General features: G+C 43.6%; 14 protein-coding genes. 8 read left to right on the top strand and 6 right to left on the bottom strand.

Going from position 1 to position 18,461, the window contains the following annotated elements; genetic code table 11:
• Window positions 1-3 precede the first annotated feature (3 nt).
• Together JGK20_RS05115 and JGK20_RS05120 are read left to right on the top strand one after the other, a co-directional pair.
• Window positions 4-1,272, top strand: coding sequence for a glycosyltransferase family 1 protein (locus JGK20_RS05115; protein ID WP_293207108.1), 1,269 nt, complete (start codon window positions 4-6; stop codon window positions 1,270-1,272).
• A 139-nt stretch (window positions 1,273-1,411) separates the two neighbouring features.
• A complete protein-coding gene (locus JGK20_RS05120) occupies window positions 1,412-2,413 on the top strand; it encodes a glycoside hydrolase family 104 protein (protein WP_293229608.1) in 1,002 nt (333 codons plus the stop codon).
• Window positions 2,414-2,604: 191 nt separating this feature from the next.
• Here JGK20_RS05120 and JGK20_RS05125 read toward each other — a convergent pair whose 3' ends face one another.
• From JGK20_RS05125 to JGK20_RS05135, 3 genes are all read right to left on the bottom strand, one after another.
• Window positions 2,605-3,321: a DevA family ABC transporter ATP-binding protein gene (locus tag JGK20_RS05125; protein WP_293178773.1), complete on the bottom strand. Its 717-nt coding sequence runs from the start codon at window positions 3,319-3,321 to the stop codon at window positions 2,605-2,607.
• Between the two features lie 80 nt (window positions 3,322-3,401).
• Entirely contained in the window at window positions 3,402-4,586 is a 1,185-nt protein-coding gene (gene devC / locus JGK20_RS05130) for an ABC transporter permease DevC (protein WP_293178770.1), read from the bottom strand.
• 68 nt (window positions 4,587-4,654) lie between these two features.
• Entirely contained in the window at window positions 4,655-6,076 is a 1,422-nt protein-coding gene (locus JGK20_RS05135; protein WP_293178767.1) for a biotin/lipoyl-binding protein, read from the bottom strand.
• A gap of 114 nt (window positions 6,077-6,190) precedes the next feature.
• Here JGK20_RS05135 and JGK20_RS05140 point away from each other — a divergent pair, with 114 nt between their 5' ends.
• Window positions 6,191-6,799 (top strand): TetR/AcrR family transcriptional regulator, encoded by a 609-nt coding sequence (locus JGK20_RS05140; protein ID WP_293178764.1) that lies wholly within the window; start codon window positions 6,191-6,193, stop codon window positions 6,797-6,799.
• Window positions 6,800-7,058: 259 nt separating this feature from the next.
• Here JGK20_RS05140 and JGK20_RS05145 read toward each other — a convergent pair whose 3' ends face one another.
• The 3 genes from JGK20_RS05145 to hpsU all read right to left on the bottom strand — a co-directional run bounded on the left by JGK20_RS05145 (window position 7,059) and on the right by hpsU (window position 10,485).
• The gene (locus tag JGK20_RS05145; protein WP_293229611.1) at window positions 7,059-8,237 is read right to left on the bottom strand and encodes a flagellar assembly protein H; all 1,179 of its coding nucleotides are present in this window, start codon (window positions 8,235-8,237) and stop codon (window positions 7,059-7,061) included.
• Window positions 8,238-8,301: 64 nt separating this feature from the next.
• Window positions 8,302-9,705, bottom strand: coding sequence for a mechanosensitive ion channel domain-containing protein (locus tag JGK20_RS05150; RefSeq protein ID WP_293196168.1), 1,404 nt, complete (start codon window positions 9,703-9,705; stop codon window positions 8,302-8,304).
• 102 nt (window positions 9,706-9,807) lie between these two features.
• Window positions 9,808-10,485, bottom strand: a complete 678-nt coding sequence (hpsU, locus tag JGK20_RS05155) for a hormogonium polysaccharide biosynthesis acetyltransferase HpsU (protein WP_293178755.1) — start codon at window positions 10,483-10,485, stop codon at window positions 9,808-9,810.
• Between the two features lie 44 nt (window positions 10,486-10,529).
• Between hpsU and JGK20_RS05160 the strand changes: the two genes are divergently transcribed.
• The 5 genes from JGK20_RS05160 (at window position 10,530) to JGK20_RS05180 (ending at window position 18,452) form a co-directional block, all read left to right on the top strand.
• The gene (locus tag JGK20_RS05160) at window positions 10,530-11,393 is read left to right on the top strand and encodes a cation diffusion facilitator family transporter (protein ID WP_293229613.1); all 864 of its coding nucleotides are present in this window, start codon (window positions 10,530-10,532) and stop codon (window positions 11,391-11,393) included.
• A 495-nt stretch (window positions 11,394-11,888) separates the two neighbouring features.
• Window positions 11,889-12,473, top strand: coding sequence for a hypothetical protein (locus JGK20_RS05165; RefSeq protein ID WP_293229617.1), 585 nt, complete (start codon window positions 11,889-11,891; stop codon window positions 12,471-12,473).
• Window positions 12,474-12,808: 335 nt separating this feature from the next.
• Complete coding sequence (locus JGK20_RS05170; RefSeq protein ID WP_293229620.1) at window positions 12,809-16,600, top strand: CHAT domain-containing tetratricopeptide repeat protein; 3,792 nt, start codon at window positions 12,809-12,811, stop codon at window positions 16,598-16,600.
• A 5-nt stretch (window positions 16,601-16,605) separates the two neighbouring features.
• Entirely contained in the window at window positions 16,606-16,923 is a 318-nt protein-coding gene (locus JGK20_RS05175) for a hypothetical protein (protein WP_293229622.1), read from the top strand.
• A gap of 5 nt (window positions 16,924-16,928) precedes the next feature.
• Window positions 16,929-18,452 carry a hypothetical protein gene (locus JGK20_RS05180; RefSeq protein WP_293229625.1) on the top strand — a complete coding sequence of 508 codons (1,524 nt, stop codon included), beginning with the start codon at window positions 16,929-16,931 and terminating at the stop codon, window positions 18,450-18,452.
• The last annotated feature ends 9 nt before the right edge of the window (window positions 18,453-18,461 follow it).

Consider the following 18,461-nt stretch of genomic DNA (forward strand, 5'->3'; position numbering starts at 1 on the left):
ATCATGATTTCATTAACAAAAAAACGCATCGCCCTGATCTCGGTACACGGCGATCCGGCTGTGGAAATTGGCAAAGAAGAAGCGGGCGGGCAAAACGTTTACGTGCGTCAAGTAGGAGAATCTTTGGCGAAACAAGGATGGCAAGTTGATATGTTCACCCGCTCATCCGATCGCGAACAAGCAAGTATTGTCCAGCACAGCCCCAATTGCCGGACAATTCGCCTCGTAGCAGGGCCGCAAGAATTTATTCCCCGCGATGCACTTTACGGATATTTGCCAATTTTTGTTCGCGAATTTCAGAGGTTTCAGTTAGAGTCAGGCTTTCAATATCCCTTAGTTCACACGAATTACTGGCTGTCTTCTTGGGTGGGAATGGAGTTGAAAAAATCGCAACCCCTGCGACAAGTTCATACTTACCATTCTTTGGCAGCAGTAAAATATAAGTCGGTTTCGACAATTCCGATGATTGCCAAAACCAGGCTGCACGTGGAAAAAACTCTTCTGGAAACAGCCGATCGCGTGGTGGCTACCAGTCCCCAAGAAAAAGAGCACATGAGGTCTCTGGTGTCCTCAAAAGGCAATATAGACATCATTCCCTGCGGTACCGACACTCAGCAGTTTGGGTCGATCGCGCGATCGGAGGCCCGCCGCCAGTTGGGAATAGCGCCAGAAACCAAAGTGGTGTTGTACGTCGGCCGTTTTGACCCGCGCAAGGGCATCGAAACCTTAGTCCGCGCCGTCAGTCTGTCGGCGCTGCGAGGCAAAGGGGATTTAAAACTGATCGTTGGCGGTGGCTGGCGCGAGGGGGAATGCGACGGAAAAGAGCGCGATCGTATCGGCAGCATCGTTGAAGAATTAGGCTTAAGCGACATTACCAGCTTTCCCGGCGGCTTGAGCCGAGACATTCTCCCCGCCTACTACGCAGCCGCCGATGTCTGCGTCGTTCCCAGCCACTACGAACCCTTCGGTTTAGTCGCCATTGAAGCGATGGCCTGCCGCACGCCCGTAGTCGCCTCCGACGTGGGAGGGCTGAAATATACCGTAGTGCCGCGAGAAACCGGTTTGCTGGCGCCGCCGAAAAATGAAGCAGCCTTTGCAAGTGCGATCGATCGGCTGTTAGTTGACTCAGTATGGCGCCAGCAACTCGGACAAGCAGGCAGAATGCGCGTCCAAGCCAATTTCAGTTGGGACGGTGTGGCCTCCCAACTCGGTCAACTTTACACTCAACTGCTCGAAAAAGTGGCGATGAAACTTGACCCCGTGAGCGCTTAGTAGTATCACTTAGTATGGTTGAAGCCTGTTTCCCTCGATCCCTATCCATCTCATCTATAAACTGGGAACCTTCAACTATAAGTGATATGAGGAGGTACTCTTGTACGCATCAGAACATCTGGGAAGACATCTGCTTCGTATGTCCGACCAAGAGCTAATTCGTCTGTGGGTAAACCGCAAATCTACCCCCAGCAAGCGCTTTAGCTGGCAGGCCGCCAACGGTTTTCAACTGTTTGTAGAAAAACCTTTGGCAGAAGTGACTCTGACAGATATCCAGACTTTCGCCGCAGCGATGAGGGCTCGCAAAGTTCCACCCCGTTTCTACAAGCAAACCTTGCTAGCTCTAAAATCGCTGTTCGCCTTCGGCCAGCAAACCGGAATCTTGCCCGCAGCTATCCCCCTCTACGCGTGGCCGGTGCGAGAGCACAGCCAGCAGTCCAAACGACTCCGTTTGAGGCTGGGGTGGGGTTTGTGCATTTGTTTGTGCTTTTTTTTGGGTAGAATGACCCCAAAACTTTGGGGGCAAACAGTCTCGGCAGAAATGTCGCCACCTCCAAAACGCCTGACTGCCTCGGCAGAAAGCTCGCCGGCTTCGGCATCAGAAGCGTTGCCGAAAGTTGCAACTGACGAGCCACCAGACAAAGGAGATCGGAACGACGATAACGAGGATAATATTGAGCGCGATCGGGTAAAAGCATTTCTCGACACCATCGCCAGCGCCGAAGGCACCGCTGCTGCCGATGGCTACCACACCCAGTACACAGGAACCAAATTTGCCAGTTTCAGCGACCATCCCAGGGAAATGAGATGTGGCCGCCGCTACGGCAAAAAACTCTGTTCCGACGCTGCGGGGCGGTATCAGTTTCTCAGCACAACTTGGGACAGATTCGCCAAAAAATTCGGTGTCAAGGATTTCAGTCCAGAAAATCAAGACCTAATGGCTATAGAGTTAATTCGAGAACGAGGTGCATTAGAAGATATAAAAGCGGGTCGATTGGAGCCAGCAGTCAGAAAACTCGCTTACATCTGGCCTTCTTTTCGGCGTTTTGGCGGTTCCGTGGACTCGTCGCTGCCCAAACTCGAAAAAATGTATCGGCACAATTTAGGGATTTATCGCCCAGAATTGGTTGTTAGCAATTAGTTAATAGTCTAATAACGAGTTGGAATTTGCGATTTTGGATAAAATTTTGAGTTCCAAAATTCAAATTTGGGGAGTTATGGGTGATGTCTATTTTTGGGGAAACTAGAGGGAAGAATGAGCAATTTCCATTACCTATTATCAATATAATTTATCTGTCAACTGTCAACTGTCAACTGTCAACTGTCAACTGTTTAAGCTAATTTTCCATCTTCCATGTTAACGATGCGATCGGCAATATCCAAAATTCGGTTATCGTGGGTCACTAACAAAATAGTACAACCTTGCTCTTTAGCAAGTTTCTGCATCAAATTGACCACTTCGCGCCCGGATTTGCTGTCCAGGGCGGCTGTCGGTTCATCAGCTAAGACAATTTGCGGGCGACTAACTAAGGCACGGGCGATCGCAATTCTTTGTTTTTGTCCGCCCGACAAGTCATCGGGATAATAGTTCAGCCTATCTTCTAGTCCTACTAATTCTAGCATTTGCCCAGAGCGATCGCGCATTTCGACACGGGACAAATTGCCGTGAACTTCCAAACCCATTTGGACATTTTGCAGCGCCGTCAAACTGCGGTGCAAGTTGTGGGCTTGGAAAATATAGCCAATGTTACGCCGCGTCTTTACTAATTTATCTTGGCTGGCATTGCACATCTCTTGACCGAGAATTTTCAGACTGCCAGATTGACCCGATCGCAATCCGCCAATCAATGTCAAAAGCGTGGTTTTTCCCGAACCGGAAGGCCCGGTCATCAGGACAATTTCACCTGCATATATTTCTAGGTTGATATCAAAAAGTACCTGTTTTTGCAGTTGACCTTGACCAAAGTAGTGGTCGAGTTTGTGCATGGAAATTACAGGCTCGGAAATCTGTAGGTTGGTGGTTGTGGGGTTAACAAGAGTGGATTTCATAAGTTAAGGATTCGGATTTTTTTAACCACAGAGGGCGCAGAGAACACAGAGAAAGATCAGAGAGAGATGAATAATTGGGATTAAAAAATGTCGGCGGGGTCGGCTGCTTGCAGTTTACGAGTGGCAATAGCTCCTGAAATACTGCACATAACCATGTTCAAAATTAATACTGCTAATGCTCGACCTATGGTCATGTATAAGGGTAAATTTGTAGCTTGACGAGTCACATGATATAGTGCTACAGAGACTCCTACTCCAGGTAAAAAACCGAGGACAGAAAGAATAATAGCTTCTTCAAAAACAATGCCGAGCAAGTAAATATTGCGGTAGCCCATTGCTTTGAAAGTAGCGTATTCTGCCATATGGTCGCTGACATCGGTTGACAGAACTTGATAAACGATAATTACTCCTACTACGAAACCCATCGCTACACCCAAGTTAAAGACAAAGCCGATCGCAGTATTTTTAGCCCAATAATTTTTCTCGAACTCGATAAATTCTTGTTTGGTCAAAACCTTGACATCCGACGGCAAATATGCTTTTAAAACTTGTTGGACTTGCAGCGAGTCGGCACCGGGTTGCAGTTGAATTAATCCGGCATTTACGCTTGCAGAATCCTGTCGGGGAAACAGGCGTAGATAATTTTGATCGCTGGTGATTAAAGCTCCGTCAGCGGCAAAAGATGCTCCAACTGTAAATAAACCGCCGATCGCAATTGTGCGCCGATCGATCTCAGTTTTAACAGATTGTCCCTGATTAATTTGGGCGATAGACCCTTGATAATCTCCCCTTGAAGCTCGGTCAAATAACACAGTATCCGGCAATTTAATCAAGTTCAAATTTTTGTTGACTTCTGGCAGGTCAAATGCAGGGCGATCGGGATTAAATCCCAACACCATAATCGACGTTTCCTGCCTAGTTTCGGGATTTTTCCAGTTGGCAATTTTCACGTAAAGTGGATCGGCTGATTTCACACCAGGTACATTCATCGCCTGATATAATCTGCGTCTTGGGAAAGAAGATAAATTCAGCAAATTCCGGCCTTGGGGATTCATCAAAACTAAGTCTGTTTGCAAAGTTTGGTGCAGGCGCGTATTGCTACTGTAAAGCGCATTTTGAAATCCCAACTGCATGAACATCAAAACGTCAGCAAAAGCAATTCCTGCTACTGCAACCGCCATTCGTCCTTTGTCGTGACTCAGTTGCAACCATCCGAGAGGAGTTCTGTTTCTTAACTGTTGTAAAGGTTTAATTAGTCCAATCATATCTCTCTTCTCTTCCTCTGTTTTCTCTGTGTCCTCTGCGCTCTCTGCGGTTAAAAAAATCTTAATTCTTAATTCCCGCCGATCGCAACTTTGACTTGCAAATTGGTCAATCCCGCTACTTTCTGACTGGAAGCGGCATCCAAACGCACTTTCACTTCCACAATTCGAGCATCAATATTCGCAGAAGGATCGGTGTTAACAATGTTTTGCCGCTGCACCTGCAAACCGATATATTCTACTTTTCCCTGCAATTCGCCCTGGAAAGAATCGCTAGTAATTTTGGCTGGCTGTCCAATCCGTACTTTGTCCACATCGCTTTGGTAGATTTCAGCCACCGCCAGCATTTCGCGAGTTTGTCCAAGTTCGACAATGCCATCGTTTCCCACTTTTTCCCCAGGATACGTGTGAATTTTCAGGACTTGAGCATCTCTGGGAGCGTGGATGTAAGCTAGAGCTAAATTGGCTTTGGCTTGTTTGGCGGCGGCTTGGGCGGAACCGACTTCGGCGGCGGCTGCTTCTATGTCAACGGGGCGCACTTCGGCGATGCGATCGAGATTTGCTTCCGCTTCGCCGATTTGCTGCTGTCGAGATTCCTGAATTTGGCTGAGTTTCGCTTGCGCTTCATTAATTTGTTGTTGGCGAGATTGCTGAATTTGATTCAGTTTGGCTTGCGCTTCGTTAATTTGTTGTTGGCGAGATTGCTGAATTTGATTCAGTTTGGCTTTTCCTTCGTTGAGTTGCTGTTGGGCTGTTTCGGTGGCGAGGGTTTTGCTGTCGCTAGTTGAGGCAGAAATTGCTCCTTGTTGGTACAGTTGCGAGTAGCGTCGCTGTTCGTTTGTAGCGTTGCGGAGTTCGGCTTCTATGCGAGCAATTGCTGCTTGTTGGGTTTGAATTTCCCCTTGCTGTTCGGCTTTTAGGCGCGCAATGGTGGCTTGTTGGGCTGTAATTTCGGTGCTGCGATCGACTTCTAAGCGAGCAACGATCGCCTGTTGCGCTGCGATCTCGTTACTGCGATCGGCTTCTAAGCGGCCAATAGTGGCTTTCTGGGCTTGAATTTCGCCATTTTTGGCTCCTGCTTTCACTTTTGCGAGATTTGCCTGGGAAACGCGTACTTGTTGTTGAGCTTGGTCAAAGGCTGCTTGCTGGCGATCGCGATTGTCGAGAATTGCGATCGTCTCACCTGTTTTCACTCTGTCTCCTTCTTTTACCAGGAGTCGATCGATCCTGCTTCCATCCGCCGCCCCAGATCCCGAAACTTTAATCACTTCTCCCCTCGGTTCCAATCGCCCCAAAGCTGTCACTGTGGTTAATTGGGATGCTGCGACGGCTGCTGCTGCGGTTGCTGCGTTGGGATCGGGAAGGCGCGATCGCCAGATCGTGTAACCAGTAGTTCCCCCAGCCGCCAGAGTGAAGAACGCTGCTACAACTAGGAGTTGTTTAACTAAGGGTGAATTGGAAGATAAGCTTTCTGCTGTTAATCGGTGTACCATGACACACCTCATGATTTGGGTAGGTAAAAACTAAACGGTTTAGTTTCTATTTGAATACTAAACCGTTCAGTATAATGATGTCAATACCCGAAGCAAAAATTACAGAAACCAGAGATGGCCAGGACAAAACCAATCGAACCCGACGGAACATTAGGTGACAAAAGCGAGCAAATCCTGCAAGGTGCGATGCAAGAATTTTTAACCCACGGCTACGCGGGTACGAGTATGGACAAGGTAGCCAAGACGGGGGGAGTTTCCAAAGCCACGGTTTACAGCTACTTTCAAGATAAGGAGGGATTGTTTGCAGCCTTGGTGCAGTGGCTGGCGCGAAAAAAAGTCCATTTTACAATTCTGGATGAAGAACCCGCCGTAGCGCTGCGATTCATTGCCACAACTATATTGGATCAGGCGACGCACGAACCCGAATTTCTCAATTTCGTCAGGCTAGTGATTGCGGAGTCGGGGCGTTTTCCCCAGCTAGCGCAGACTTTTGTGAGAAACTTAGCTAAACCGGGTATCGATCGGCTGACTGAATATTTAACATTGCATCCAGAGTTAAAATTGTCCGATCCGGAGGCGACGGCGCGGATTTTTATTGGCTCTCTGGTATATTTCCAGTTAACGCAGGAGATGATGCACGGTAAAGATATTATGCCCATGGAGCGCGATCGAGCGATCGACGCTCTGCTGCACTTGATTTTGCCTGCGGAGTTAAATTCCTAGTGCGATCGAATGTTGATGGGAAGATGGGTGATGGGGTTAATTTTTGAGGTTTTGAGTAGTCGCTTTGGGAGTATCTCAGTTTAGCATTTCATAGTGCGAGCGGGGACGCTCGCTAGCCTTGCACCGATCGCGAGCGGGGACGCTCGCACTATAATAAAAATGCTTTTTTCAAAAAAGAGATGCTCCCGTCGCTTTCCCTCTCCCTTTCCCCCATCATTTGAGCTTTCAAACTTTGCTGTCAACTGTCAACTGTCAACTGTCAACTGTCAACCAACCTTTCCCTCAATTCAGCATCCGATAACTGTGGCAGTTGTTCTACAAACAATGTCAATTCTGCGATCGGCAAAGCCAATAAATTAGTCACGGCTGTTGGCAGCAGATCGTCCAAGTTAGTAACAAACATTTTCAATACACTTTCAGCTAACAACTTGACCGCTTCTTGCCGCCCCGATTCATCGACTGTCAGCATCGATATTGCCAGCAACAAAACCGTAAAATCCGCAGCAAACAACTTGGATATTGGAGATAGAAAAACAGTCATTTTCGGGCTTAATTCTCCAAATCGAACTCGCAGAAAATTTTCCAAGATTAACCGCTGTTGTTCTTGTCTGCCTCGTTCTAGCCCTCGTTCTAGCCCTTGTTCCAGTCCTCGTTCTAGCCCTCGTTCTAGCCCTTGTTCTAATCCTTCTTCCCTAGCTTGTTGCTGTGCAGCTTGTATTTGTTCTCGAAAAAGTGGTGCGTGAGGCGTAGCCATCGCGTAGCGAATCGCCATAATTAACTCCCGCTCTTCTGGCTCTAATTTCTGTGGGATATCAGCTACTAAATTTGACTGTAACCGATACAATAATTCTAGCGCAGTAATCCGCAACGGATCGTCCGTTGCTAAAACGCTCATTTGGGCGATCGCCCTTTCCTGCACTTTCCCTTTGCCCAAAATCCTCAACCACAGAGTTTCGGGAGTTTCTGGCAACTGGTGAATCACCACAATTGCCGATTCCCAATGCCCCGGCAAAAAATAAATTCCTTCAACCCAATTTTGCGAGTTCGGTATCGCACCAAAACCCTCTACCAATGCTTTCGATGCTGTAGGTGTTAAAATCCACAGTCTGGGCAACTCAGCATCATCAGAGGGAGTATTTTTTCTTTTAGCCCCCCGCTGCAATTCACCTCGCAAATTCCACAGCTTAATGATACAGCTAATCGCCTCGACCACATTTACTGGATTGCGAAACGGTTCAAAAATAGCAGTTGTACCAGCCATTTTCCCCAACAATCCTAGATTTTCGGAGTATTCGGGAATTGGGGTACCAGGAGTGAAGTAAACATCGATTTCTCGGACTTCGCTTGTCACATCGCGACCGACATTCACCGTACCGATCGGCGACAGCAATTCTTCCAGAAATTCTTTAGCAAAGCGATCGTGAATAAATCGCGTCATATAATTAAGACAATTTTTTATGAGTTGATTTTAGCATATTTCCAAGATATTTATTAAGCGAATTTCAACTTGAAACAATAAATAAATTCTTGAGTCTTTTTCTCACCCAATCTACAGGATTTACCTCATCTTCTTCTTGTACATCTACCAATTCCATTTCTCGCAGTTGCTGCTGTTTCTCCTTTAGTTCTTCATGTTTGACTATTTCTTGAATAATCCGTTCGGATAAATATGGCCGTTCTAAAATCTTTTGTAATCCTTCTTTATTGATAGCAAACACAATAGTTTCTTCCAAAGCTTTCACCGAAGTAGTTCTAGGAATTCCCAGTATCAAAGAAAGTGTGCCAAAAAACTTGCCCCTACCCAGATGAGTCAGTTCCTTATCAGTTGCTGCGATAAACACTTCTACTGAACCAGAAAGAATCATATAAAAAGCATCTCCTGGGTCGTTTTCTCGGAACAAAAATTCTTGCGATTGCAGCCGTTGCCGATAGCCAACTTCCATGAGTTGTCGCAATTCTATATCGTTCAAAGTTTCAAAGTATTTTACCTGTCGCAACAAACTACTGAGGGAAGATAACTGTTTGCTTTCCTCTCCAACAAAAAGCATTCTTTTTGCGAGTTTATTAGATGTTTTGACATTGAATGGAAAATTGATTTCCTCCTGGCGAAAATGATACTCGATCGCAAAATTCAAAGAACTTTTAATAACTTCTCGATCCGTTGGTCGATCGGTCCACACTAAAAGTTCAAATTTAAAGCAATCATTGCCAAACTCGGCAAATAATACTTTCGGATTGGGTTCGTACAATACTCCTGCTTCTGTATAAGCAATGTTTAAAAGAGTTTCTGTTACTAACAGCGGGTCACTATTTCCGTCTACTTTTATCGAAAGTCGCAGGCAAAGTGTCGAATTTTCGTAACTCCTATTAACAATTTTGTTGCTAATCATATTACTGTTGGGAACTATGACGCTGGAGTCGTCGTTGGTTTTGATAATAGTCGATCGAATCGAGATTTTTTTGACTACTCCCATCAATCCTTCTAATTCCACGAAGTCTCCCACTTTGACAGGTCGATCTAAAAGCAGCGTTAGTCCGCTGACAAAATTGGTGGTTAAATCTTGTATTCCGAAACCAATTCCTACTCCCAATCCGCCCGCAATTACTGCAAAAGAAGCAAGGTTAAATCCTATTCCTTGGATCGCAATTATCACTCCCAGTGCTATGATTAAATAGCGCAAAATAACTGCTATGGCTTCCTGATTCCCCTCATCAATTCCTAGTTTTACGAGCAAGCGCTCTTTCAGAAAATCAGTAAAAGTTCGCGATACGATCAGCACAATCATGAATGATATTATCAGTTCCAGAAGCGATCGCAGCGATACAGAATTTTCCCCTATCTTAAATAAGGTTGCTGTAAAGAGCTGGAAAAGATTAGTCAGTAGTTCTTGGGGTACTGTATTCATTCTTATTTCAGAAAAATATTTGTATAACCAGCATTAAACCAGCTTGTAGTAAGGACTCAAGTCCTTAGTCCCAAGTTAGACAAAAAAGGAATGAAGTCCTGACTACAAACTTTTATTAATTTCTCGCCGATCGCGCGGGCGACAGGGTGTTCCCGTGCAAACAAAGCCGGCTGGCATATTTTCAAACACGCTGCTGCGAGCTCCGATTAAGGCATTTGCACCGATCGCAACACCAGGGCCAATGAAACAGTCGGCGGCAATCCAAACGCCGTTATTAATGATAACAGATGCTGTTATTAACCCAAAGGCTGGGTCTTGGGGGTCGTGAGTGCCGGTGCAGAGGTAACTTTTTTGAGAAATGACGCAGTGTTTGCCGATCGCAATTCGATCCAAACTGTACAATACAACATCATCTCCGATCCAACTATAATCACCGATTTCAATTTTCCAGGGATAGGTAAAACGAGCCGTAGGGCGGATAATTACCCCAAAACCTATTTTCGCACCAAATAACCGCAACAACGCGCTTCTGATGCTATTACAAGGATGTGGAGTGAGGGGAAATGCGATCGCCTGCACCAACCACCAAAGCAAAATTAGCCAACCACGTCTTCCGCGATCGAAATTTGATTGGTTGTACAGCCGCAAATCAATTAAAGATTCGCCTGTTAAAATATTTGGTTGGTTGTCGCCAATTGGACGATCGTTGATTTCAGGATTTGGGGAATTTGCGATCGGATGCGGCGGTTCCGGGTCGGGACTTGGCGTATAATGAGTCATCTAATGTTTGATTGAAAATCGAGTTTAGCTGTAAGGATTGCTGCATGATATTTCCAGTTGGGGACAATTTTAACCCTGAAAACACCAAGAATCTCGCACAATGCGACAATCCCAATCCCAGAATTGCCAAAGTGCGACTTTTACAAACAGCTTTGGTACTGCTTAGTAGCTTTTTTGTCGCAGAGTTAATCGCTGCGACGAGCTCTCACAGTTTATCCCTATTGGCAGATGCTGGTCATGTTTTGTCTGATGTAGCAGCTTTAGCGATCACTTTAACAGCTACTTGGTACTCGTCAGTAAAAAGAAGTAAATCGGTGGATTGCGCGATCGAATTGACTGCGGACACTATTGTTAAGAACAGGCAAGATGCCTGTTCCACAAAGAGTGAGTTTTCTGGTGGGGTGGGCATCCTGCCTGCTCGTGGAGAAATCATAGCAGCCTTAGTTAATAGTATCAGTTTAGTAGCGATCGCGCTTTGGATTGCAGCAGAGTCGATCGCCCGTTTGCAGTCCCCAACCCCCGAAGTAGAAGGACTCCCGATGTTAATTACCGCAATAGTCGGTTTAAGCATCAACTCAATCAATGCTTGCTGCTTGCACTCCTGCTGTCACGGCGACTTGAACCTCAAAAGCGCCTTTCTGCACGCAGTCGCCGACATATTTTCGTCGGTTGGAGTAATTTTAGCTGCGATCGCCGTAGCGTGGCTGCACTGGAATTGGGCTGACGGATTAATCAGCTTGCTAGTATCGGTATCAATCATTTTACTAACCCTACCATTGCTAATTGAAAGCATCCAGTTGCTGCTAGGAAATGTATCAGCAATATCCGCAATTCAAGAACCTTGCGATTGCGAAAAAGTGAGCGCCGAAAAATTGCTGTTTCCATCTCTCGAAGAACTAATTAAATGATGTCTCCTCATCTGCGTTCATCAGCGTACATCCGCCACCATCTGCGGTTAAGATCCCAATTGACTGAGCAATTTCTTCCGCAACCTTATTTTTTTATGTTACAATCAATAACTAAAAGGAGCATATTCTGTCAACAAACAGCGAGTATTACATACCAAAATTCTCTCTTACACAACAAACAATAAAGGGAGAGGATATCCCCTTACCAGATCCGTTAGCAGAAGGAAGACCCCATACAACACTTGGAAGAAGAGATGGAAGTAATAATATTTGTTACCGCCAGTCAGCAACCTTTCCCTCATCAACTTGGCCGAAAGCTAATGGCTATGATGTACCTTGGGGTAGAGTGGATTGGACGGATCACGATCGCCCATCCGATCATCCTAACCCGCATATCCACGAATTCCGCTACAATTGGGAACAGAAAAGATGGGAATGTGGATTACAAAAATTTTGGTGGTATCGCAGAGATGTTGATTAAGTAAAGGAGAAATTATGGATGCCTCTTTTGAAATATTACTTTCGACAAGACAGACTCTTGATTATTTAGAAGCTCATCAGGAAACTTTTACTTGGGGTGGCGTAGAATATCCCCAAGGTGAAAAGTATTACCTTTGGGGCAAATATATAAAATTAGTAGAGCGGGAAATTCCGCCGCATATAATCAAGCGCTTACCCCCCGCTTATGGAAGTATGCAATGGCTAAATTTTTCGGTGCAAGGGACAGGATTAGACTTGTTAGAATCCGAGGTAAATGGTTCAGAGATAGATTGGGAAGACAAAAGTTTTGATGATTTTCTTAAGTTAATTCTGACTGAGCAACCTCAATGGGTGGTGATATTTGAATGGCACTGCGATCGTATAGATAGTCTATATCAGCAGAATGTTAGTGAGTGTATTTGTCAGATTAAAAATAACTTGAAATGGGATAATAATAGAGAGGGATTTTTCGTATTATCTGTACCGGAAAATGAGGTTGGCTCATCAATGTCTGTCGGTGGTGTCGCACACATCCGCCAGGGGTTAAAACCCCTGGCTAATAGCGAAAGTCGGTTGAAACCGACTGAAAAGCTGAGATAAAAATCAAAAACTCTTTAGTCCTCTTCAGAGGACTTTCGCTATGAGACAGGGGTTTCAACCCCGGTTGGACTATGAGGCTAACCGAGGTTTTTGGTCGCCCGCACACAATCGAAGAAACTGGGTTTTTTCCCAAATCTTTGCACTGTAACGAAGTCTGTCGCAAAAACCCGGTTTCTGGCCACCCGTGATACCCTTTTTGTTGCTTTGTAATAGGCATATCGAATATCTCTTAGTCCGCGTAGGCGGACTTCGTTTTTGTAGCTGCGGTTTCAACCGCCGAACCATCGAATTATGATAAGATAAACATCAGTATAATTCTCTACCCCCTCTCCATCATGGATGAAAACCGCGCCCAAGCTTATCTGCAATTGATTAAAGCGCTGCTGACTTGCCCAAGTGGGGAAGAACCAGAGATTTTGAATACTCACTTATATTTGGTTGATGTGTTTTTGATTGATGCAATTACAGAAGTTTCAATGGGATTGAACAATCAAGATCATCAAGATTATCTTACTAGATTGCAAAATGTTATCAACCCGCTAGTTATTAACTTTCTTCAGCCAAATTTAAAATCTTATATTGACTTCCATATGGCACTACCTGAAACTTTTGCAAATAGTCAAAACAATCCATATACCGTGCATGAATTTCTATTAAATAACTTAAATTTGCTAGATGAAGTATTAGTTATACTATTGCGAAATTCGGTAATTAACGTTAGAAAGTTTGATCCACAAACACGGATGTACTTCGCACACCTCAACAGTACGTTTAGTGGGTGGATGATAGATTTTACACTCGGAAATCGTGCCAATAACCTAGAAATTGCTATAGCTGGCTATGAAGTTGCTATTTCAGCTTTAAATCGTGAAATATTCGCTCATTATTGGGCGGAGGCTGTATATAATTTAGGTAATGTTTATAGAGTTCGCCTTCGAGGGAAGAAAGCACAGAATTTAGAATTAGCTATTAAATATTATACATTAGCACTACAAACATACACACCTGAAACGCCTCTAAAACACTGGGGAGATGCTCTTAATAACTTGGGTGCAATTTATGACTTGCGTATAGATGGAGAAAAAACCAAAAATTTAGAAGATGCTATTTCTTATCTATTGAATTCTTTGGATATTCGCACTCATGCAAATCTTGCCAATGGAATTGTGCAATCTCAACGTAATCTTGGCAAGGTGTACAGAAATCGAATTCAAGGAAATAAAGCTGAGAATTTAGAATGTTCAATTCGACACTATGAAGCAGCATTAGATGTAAAATCTCCTGAAATATCGACTCAAGAACGGGCAGATATTCAACATAGTCTTGGCTATGTCTATCATGAGCGAATGAAAGGAAGTAAAGCTGAGAATCTAGAAACAGCAATTAAATGTTATGAAAAAGCTCTTGAAGGACGCACTTTTGAAACCAGCCCACAAGATTGGGCCGAAACTAACCATAATCTAGGGAATATATATTGTGACCGAATCTGGGGAGAAAAATCAAAAAATTTAGAACTGGCTATTGATCATTTATTAAAGGCATTAAAAGTCCGTACTTTTGAAGCGTGTCCAGAAAAGTGGGCAAATACCCAAAATACTCTTGGGAATGCCTACCGTTATCTAACTGAAGGTAATAAGAAAGAGAACTTTAAGGCAGCCATCAGTTGTTATGAGGAAGGTCTAAAAGTATATACTCCTGAAAGCTCACCAAAAGAGTGGTCGAGGGTTAAATACAATATAGGTGTTTTGTATTTAGATTATATAGATAATTTTGTCGAAGTAGTAGAAAGTAAAATTTTTATTTCATCTGTGTGTTCAGATGAATTAGCATATCTAAATATATATTCCGAAATACATCAGGCAATTGAAAATCTTCAGGCATCTTTGAAAGTAAGAACTCCTGATAAATATCCAATAGAAAGAGCGGAATCTCTTAATATCCTTGGGACTGTATATATTGAAGCAAATTATTTATGGAAAAAACTAAGAAAAGTAAGAGAAATAAACCAAAATGAAATTCAAGATGAAATCTCATCTTTGCAAGATGTTGCAATATCATTGCAGCCTTTAGCATCAGAAATATCTCAGAATATCACAATAAAAAAAGGAATAAAATATTTAATTGAATCTTTGAATACAATAAACTTTCAAGATAATCCCCAAATTTGGGGAGAAAATAACATTAATTTGGCTTATGCTTATTTATGTCTAAAAGATTTACCTGAGAACCAAGAATTAGTTATTGCGTCATATAAAGAAGCATTAAAAGGATTTACTCAAAAATCTTTCCCTCACGAGCACCTTAAGGTTCAATATATAATTGGTCAATCATATCAAAAAAACAATGAATTATGTGCCGGTTACAGCGCCTTTGCCGCTGCTATTGACACTGTAGAATTACTGCGGAATGAAATTAATTATGTTAGAGATGAAAGCAAAGATAAATTAGCAGAAAAATGGAATGGGCTTTATCAAGATATGGTAAAAGTTTGCTTAGAGCTAAAAAAGTACACCGAAGCTATAGAATACGTCGAACGTAGCAAATCCCGCAACTTAGTCGAACTACTAGCAAATTCAGAACTTGAACCCAAAGGCGCTAGCGATGCACTCAAACAGGAATTACGCAACCTAAGAAGCACCACCTCATCAATACGGCAATTACTAGCCCAAGCAGACAATAACAGCACATTTAATCGCGATAGTTTCCAGGGATTTCGTAGCAGCGAAACATCCAGCTACAACCGCGAGTATATCGCCCAACAGCGCCAACTCCTGCAAGAATATCAGCGCCAACTCGATGAAGTTTTCGCCCAGTGTCAGAAAGGAGATCCCGCCTTCACCCTCACTCAAGAAGTCAAACCTATTACCGTTGCCGAAATCCGCGATTTGATTGACTCCCACACCGCTATTTTAGAATGGTATATTGGCACAGACAGTTTCCAAATATTCATCGTCACTCAGTCAAGTTTGGAAGTTGTGCAGTTTGACAAAGCAGAATTAGAAAAGCTGGAAGCGTGGAATCAGCAGTATCTCGAAGCCTTATTTAACAACACCAAAACCTGGCGAAAAAATCTTTCCGAGTCGCTGAGTAATCTTTCCAAAATATTGCGCCTCAATGAAATTCTCAATCATCCCGCCTTAGACAATTGTGACTCCCTGATTTTAGTTCCCCACCGCTATTTGCATCTATTCCCCCTTCATGCGTTATCAGTTAGCCAACAAACTTGGTTGCGATTTAATCAAAAAACTCCCCATCTCCAACCCCCCGCCAAACCTTGTCTGCTTGATTGCTTCAAAAAAGGCGTGCGATACGCCCCCAGTTGTCAACTCCTACAACGGGTACAACAGCGAGAACGCCCACCCGCCGATACCCGCGCCCTTTTTGCCATCCAAAACCCTACCGAAGACCTTGCCTACACTGATATAGAAGTAGAAGTCATCAAACAGGCCTTTAAACCCGCCGACATTTTAATCAAACAACAAGCCACCAAAACCGCCCTCATCGACAACCTAGAAACCCTCGCCCAAGCGCACTACGTCCACTTTTCCTGTCACGGTTCCTTTAATTTCCAGACACCCCTAATTTCATCCCTAATCTTAGCAGGAGCCATAGAATTAACAGACTCACCCACCCCCACCGGGACAAAATCCCTCCGATTGCGTTCCGGGGGACAAGCCAACCCCGCCAAATGCCTAACTCTGCAAGACATCTTTGCTACACTGAACTTACCTAAATGTCGCCTCGTCACCCTCTCCGCTTGCGAAACGGGGTTGACAGACACAACCAAGCAGAGTGACGACTGTATTGGCTTGGCTACAGGCTTTTTGTATGCTGGTAGTCAGGGTGTACTCTCCAGTTTGTGGTCAGTCGATGACTTCGCCACTGCCTATCTAATGATTAAATGCTACGAAAATCTGGCAACCGCTGATATGGCAATAGCTATCAATACTGCCCAAATTTGGCTGCGAGATGCTACCCAATCTAAATTACTAGAATGGATTGGCGAATTAAAATTAGATTCAAAGTCAACCCAAGATATCAAAGGTTTCCTTGGAAGTTACGATTCTGACGAAAAACCATTTGAAAGCCCGTTTTACTGGGCTGCATTTTGCGCGATAGGAAAGTAAAAATTATGACTACAAATCCTCTATTATTAGCTTTTCCAAACTTTGTGAACAGCGAACCCATTGAAATAGACTGTTTAAGAGAATTAGATCGAGCCTTAGCATCCGTCAGCAGCGAACCTTGGCAAAATACAGAGGAAACTCTGAATGAATGGTTACGCAACGACAAAGATATCAGAGAACAGCTTAGGGAGTTTGCCGCAAGTAACAAAGAAATTACTAAAGTTAAGCCTGATACTGGCAAAACCGGGGGGGTCGGTAACGTCTTTCAAGAATTAAGCGAAGCGGTGAAACAAAAACTCAAAGAGATCGAAAAGGGCAAATAACTTTTATGTCTCCTCCCAAAATCTACGCGCCGAATGTTCATTTATTTGCATATCAGTTGCGAAAAGAATCCGAACATCAGAAAGATAATCTCAAAGAACTATTTGAGAAAGGCGAAAATATCTTACAACAATTTGGGATTAATCAAACAATTGATATCCAAGACAAAGCCGGATATCGAGTTGAACTTTCGGTTCAACAAACCGAAGATAATGCCTCCATTGATTTTGAAAAATGGTCTGATTCCCCGATCGCAGGCATTGCTTATCCCGTCCGAATTCACGACACATTTGCCTTAGCATTAAATGTCCGCCGTCCCGAAAAAAACGAACAGGGAATTAAAACTCCTGATGTAGATATCGACTTTTTTAAAAGGTTGCATCCTAGCGACTGCTGGATGCCAAGCCAAATTAACGCTTCTCTTGGTCAAACTTTATTGTTAACTCTTTGGTACACTCCAGAGAAAACTTGGCAATTTTGGAACTCAAGAGAAGACCAAAAAAAGCTGAAATCTTTGGCAGATAAATGCTTGCGAGCTTTTATTCCAGACAAGTTAGACACTCCTCCATTTTACCGATCGGGTGAATTATTTGGTAGTCCCATTTTTGAGTATGGTATTGCCGATGAGTTAGAAAATTATTGTCACGTTTTAGTTTGGATATTCGTGACTCCTGAAACCGACAAAAAATTACAAGAAGAATACCCTAATTTAGTTGATATTTTTTGCTATCGCCATAAAATTACCCAGGCATATAAATTAAGTCGTTCTGTCTATAAAGTCCTCTCGCATAGCTATAAAGAAGTAAAAGCAGAAATAGCTATTGTCGAAAGTTTGCCAGATAATAAAACTTTAGATTCGAGTAATTTAGAAGACTTAAAAAAGGCACTCAACCGCATTCCTAGCCTTAATCTTAGTTACGTTGAGTTAATCAGAGACTTGGATAACTACCGCCTCCCTCTTAAAATCAATCTTCAAAATTATGAAAGAGAGCTAAAGCTGCTCAAAAAAAAATACCCACAAGAAGATTTAAGTTTTCTTGAAATTTTTGCAGATGAAAAAGCTCATATTTTTGCAGAGCAAATTCAAGCAGACTTGGACTATTTTGCCAATGGATCGGATTTACTAGAAAAAGCTTTAAATGCTATCCGAGGACGGGTGGAGATTGAGCAAGCAGAACGCGATCGCTCTTTAGAAAAAACCATTCAAATATTAGGTGCTGGCTTGGGGGCGGGAGGAATTGTCTCCTCTGCGATTACCAATGATATTGACAAACCCCTCGTTATCAAGATACCTCAAAAGGGCGATCGGCTGCATCCAGGCGTAACAAGCTTGTTGTTCAGTCTTTTAGCTGTAATAATTGTGGGCGGATTGGTAGGATGGAAAAATGGTAAATGGAAAATTAATGGTAAGTTTAAATTATTCAAGGGTAAGTTCGATCGCCCGCAATTAGCCAATCCCCAAAATCCACCAGTCGATCGTATGTTGCGGGAAGCGGAAGAAGTGCGATCGCATCCTCCCGAACAACAATAAAATTCAAAG

It is taken from the genome of Microcoleus sp. PH2017_05_CCC_O_A (assembly GCF_020738785.1).
Classification (GTDB): Bacteria; Cyanobacteriota; Cyanobacteriia; order Cyanobacteriales; family Microcoleaceae; genus Microcoleus.

Coding starts and splice junctions, on each gene's coding strand:
- JGK20_RS05165 (WP_293229617.1), top strand. CDS start 11,889: ATGGATGCCTCTTTTGAAATATTACTTTCGACAAGACAGACTCTTGAT.
- JGK20_RS05160 (WP_293229613.1), top strand. CDS start 10,530: ATGATATTTCCAGTTGGGGACAATTTTAACCCTGAAAACACCAAGAAT.
- JGK20_RS05135 (WP_293178767.1), bottom strand. CDS start 6,076: ATGGTACACCGATTAACAGCAGAAAGCTTATCTTCCAATTCACCCTTA.
- JGK20_RS05120 (WP_293229608.1), top strand. CDS start 1,412: ATGTCCGACCAAGAGCTAATTCGTCTGTGGGTAAACCGCAAATCTACC.
- JGK20_RS05115 (WP_293207108.1), top strand. CDS start 4: ATGATTTCATTAACAAAAAAACGCATCGCCCTGATCTCGGTACACGGC.
- JGK20_RS05125 (WP_293178773.1), bottom strand. CDS start 3,321: ATGAAATCCACTCTTGTTAACCCCACAACCACCAACCTACAGATTTCC.
- hpsU (WP_293178755.1), bottom strand. CDS start 10,485: ATGACTCATTATACGCCAAGTCCCGACCCGGAACCGCCGCATCCGATC.
- JGK20_RS05170 (WP_293229620.1), top strand. CDS start 12,809: ATGGATGAAAACCGCGCCCAAGCTTATCTGCAATTGATTAAAGCGCTG.
- JGK20_RS05145 (WP_293229611.1), bottom strand. CDS start 8,237: ATGACGCGATTTATTCACGATCGCTTTGCTAAAGAATTTCTGGAAGAA.
- JGK20_RS05140 (WP_293178764.1), top strand. CDS start 6,191: ATGGCCAGGACAAAACCAATCGAACCCGACGGAACATTAGGTGACAAA.
- JGK20_RS05180 (WP_293229625.1), top strand. CDS start 16,929: ATGTCTCCTCCCAAAATCTACGCGCCGAATGTTCATTTATTTGCATAT.
- JGK20_RS05150 (WP_293196168.1), bottom strand. CDS start 9,705: ATGAATACAGTACCCCAAGAACTACTGACTAATCTTTTCCAGCTCTTT.
- devC (WP_293178770.1), bottom strand. CDS start 4,586: ATGATTGGACTAATTAAACCTTTACAACAGTTAAGAAACAGAACTCCT.
- JGK20_RS05175 (WP_293229622.1), top strand. CDS start 16,606: ATGACTACAAATCCTCTATTATTAGCTTTTCCAAACTTTGTGAACAGC.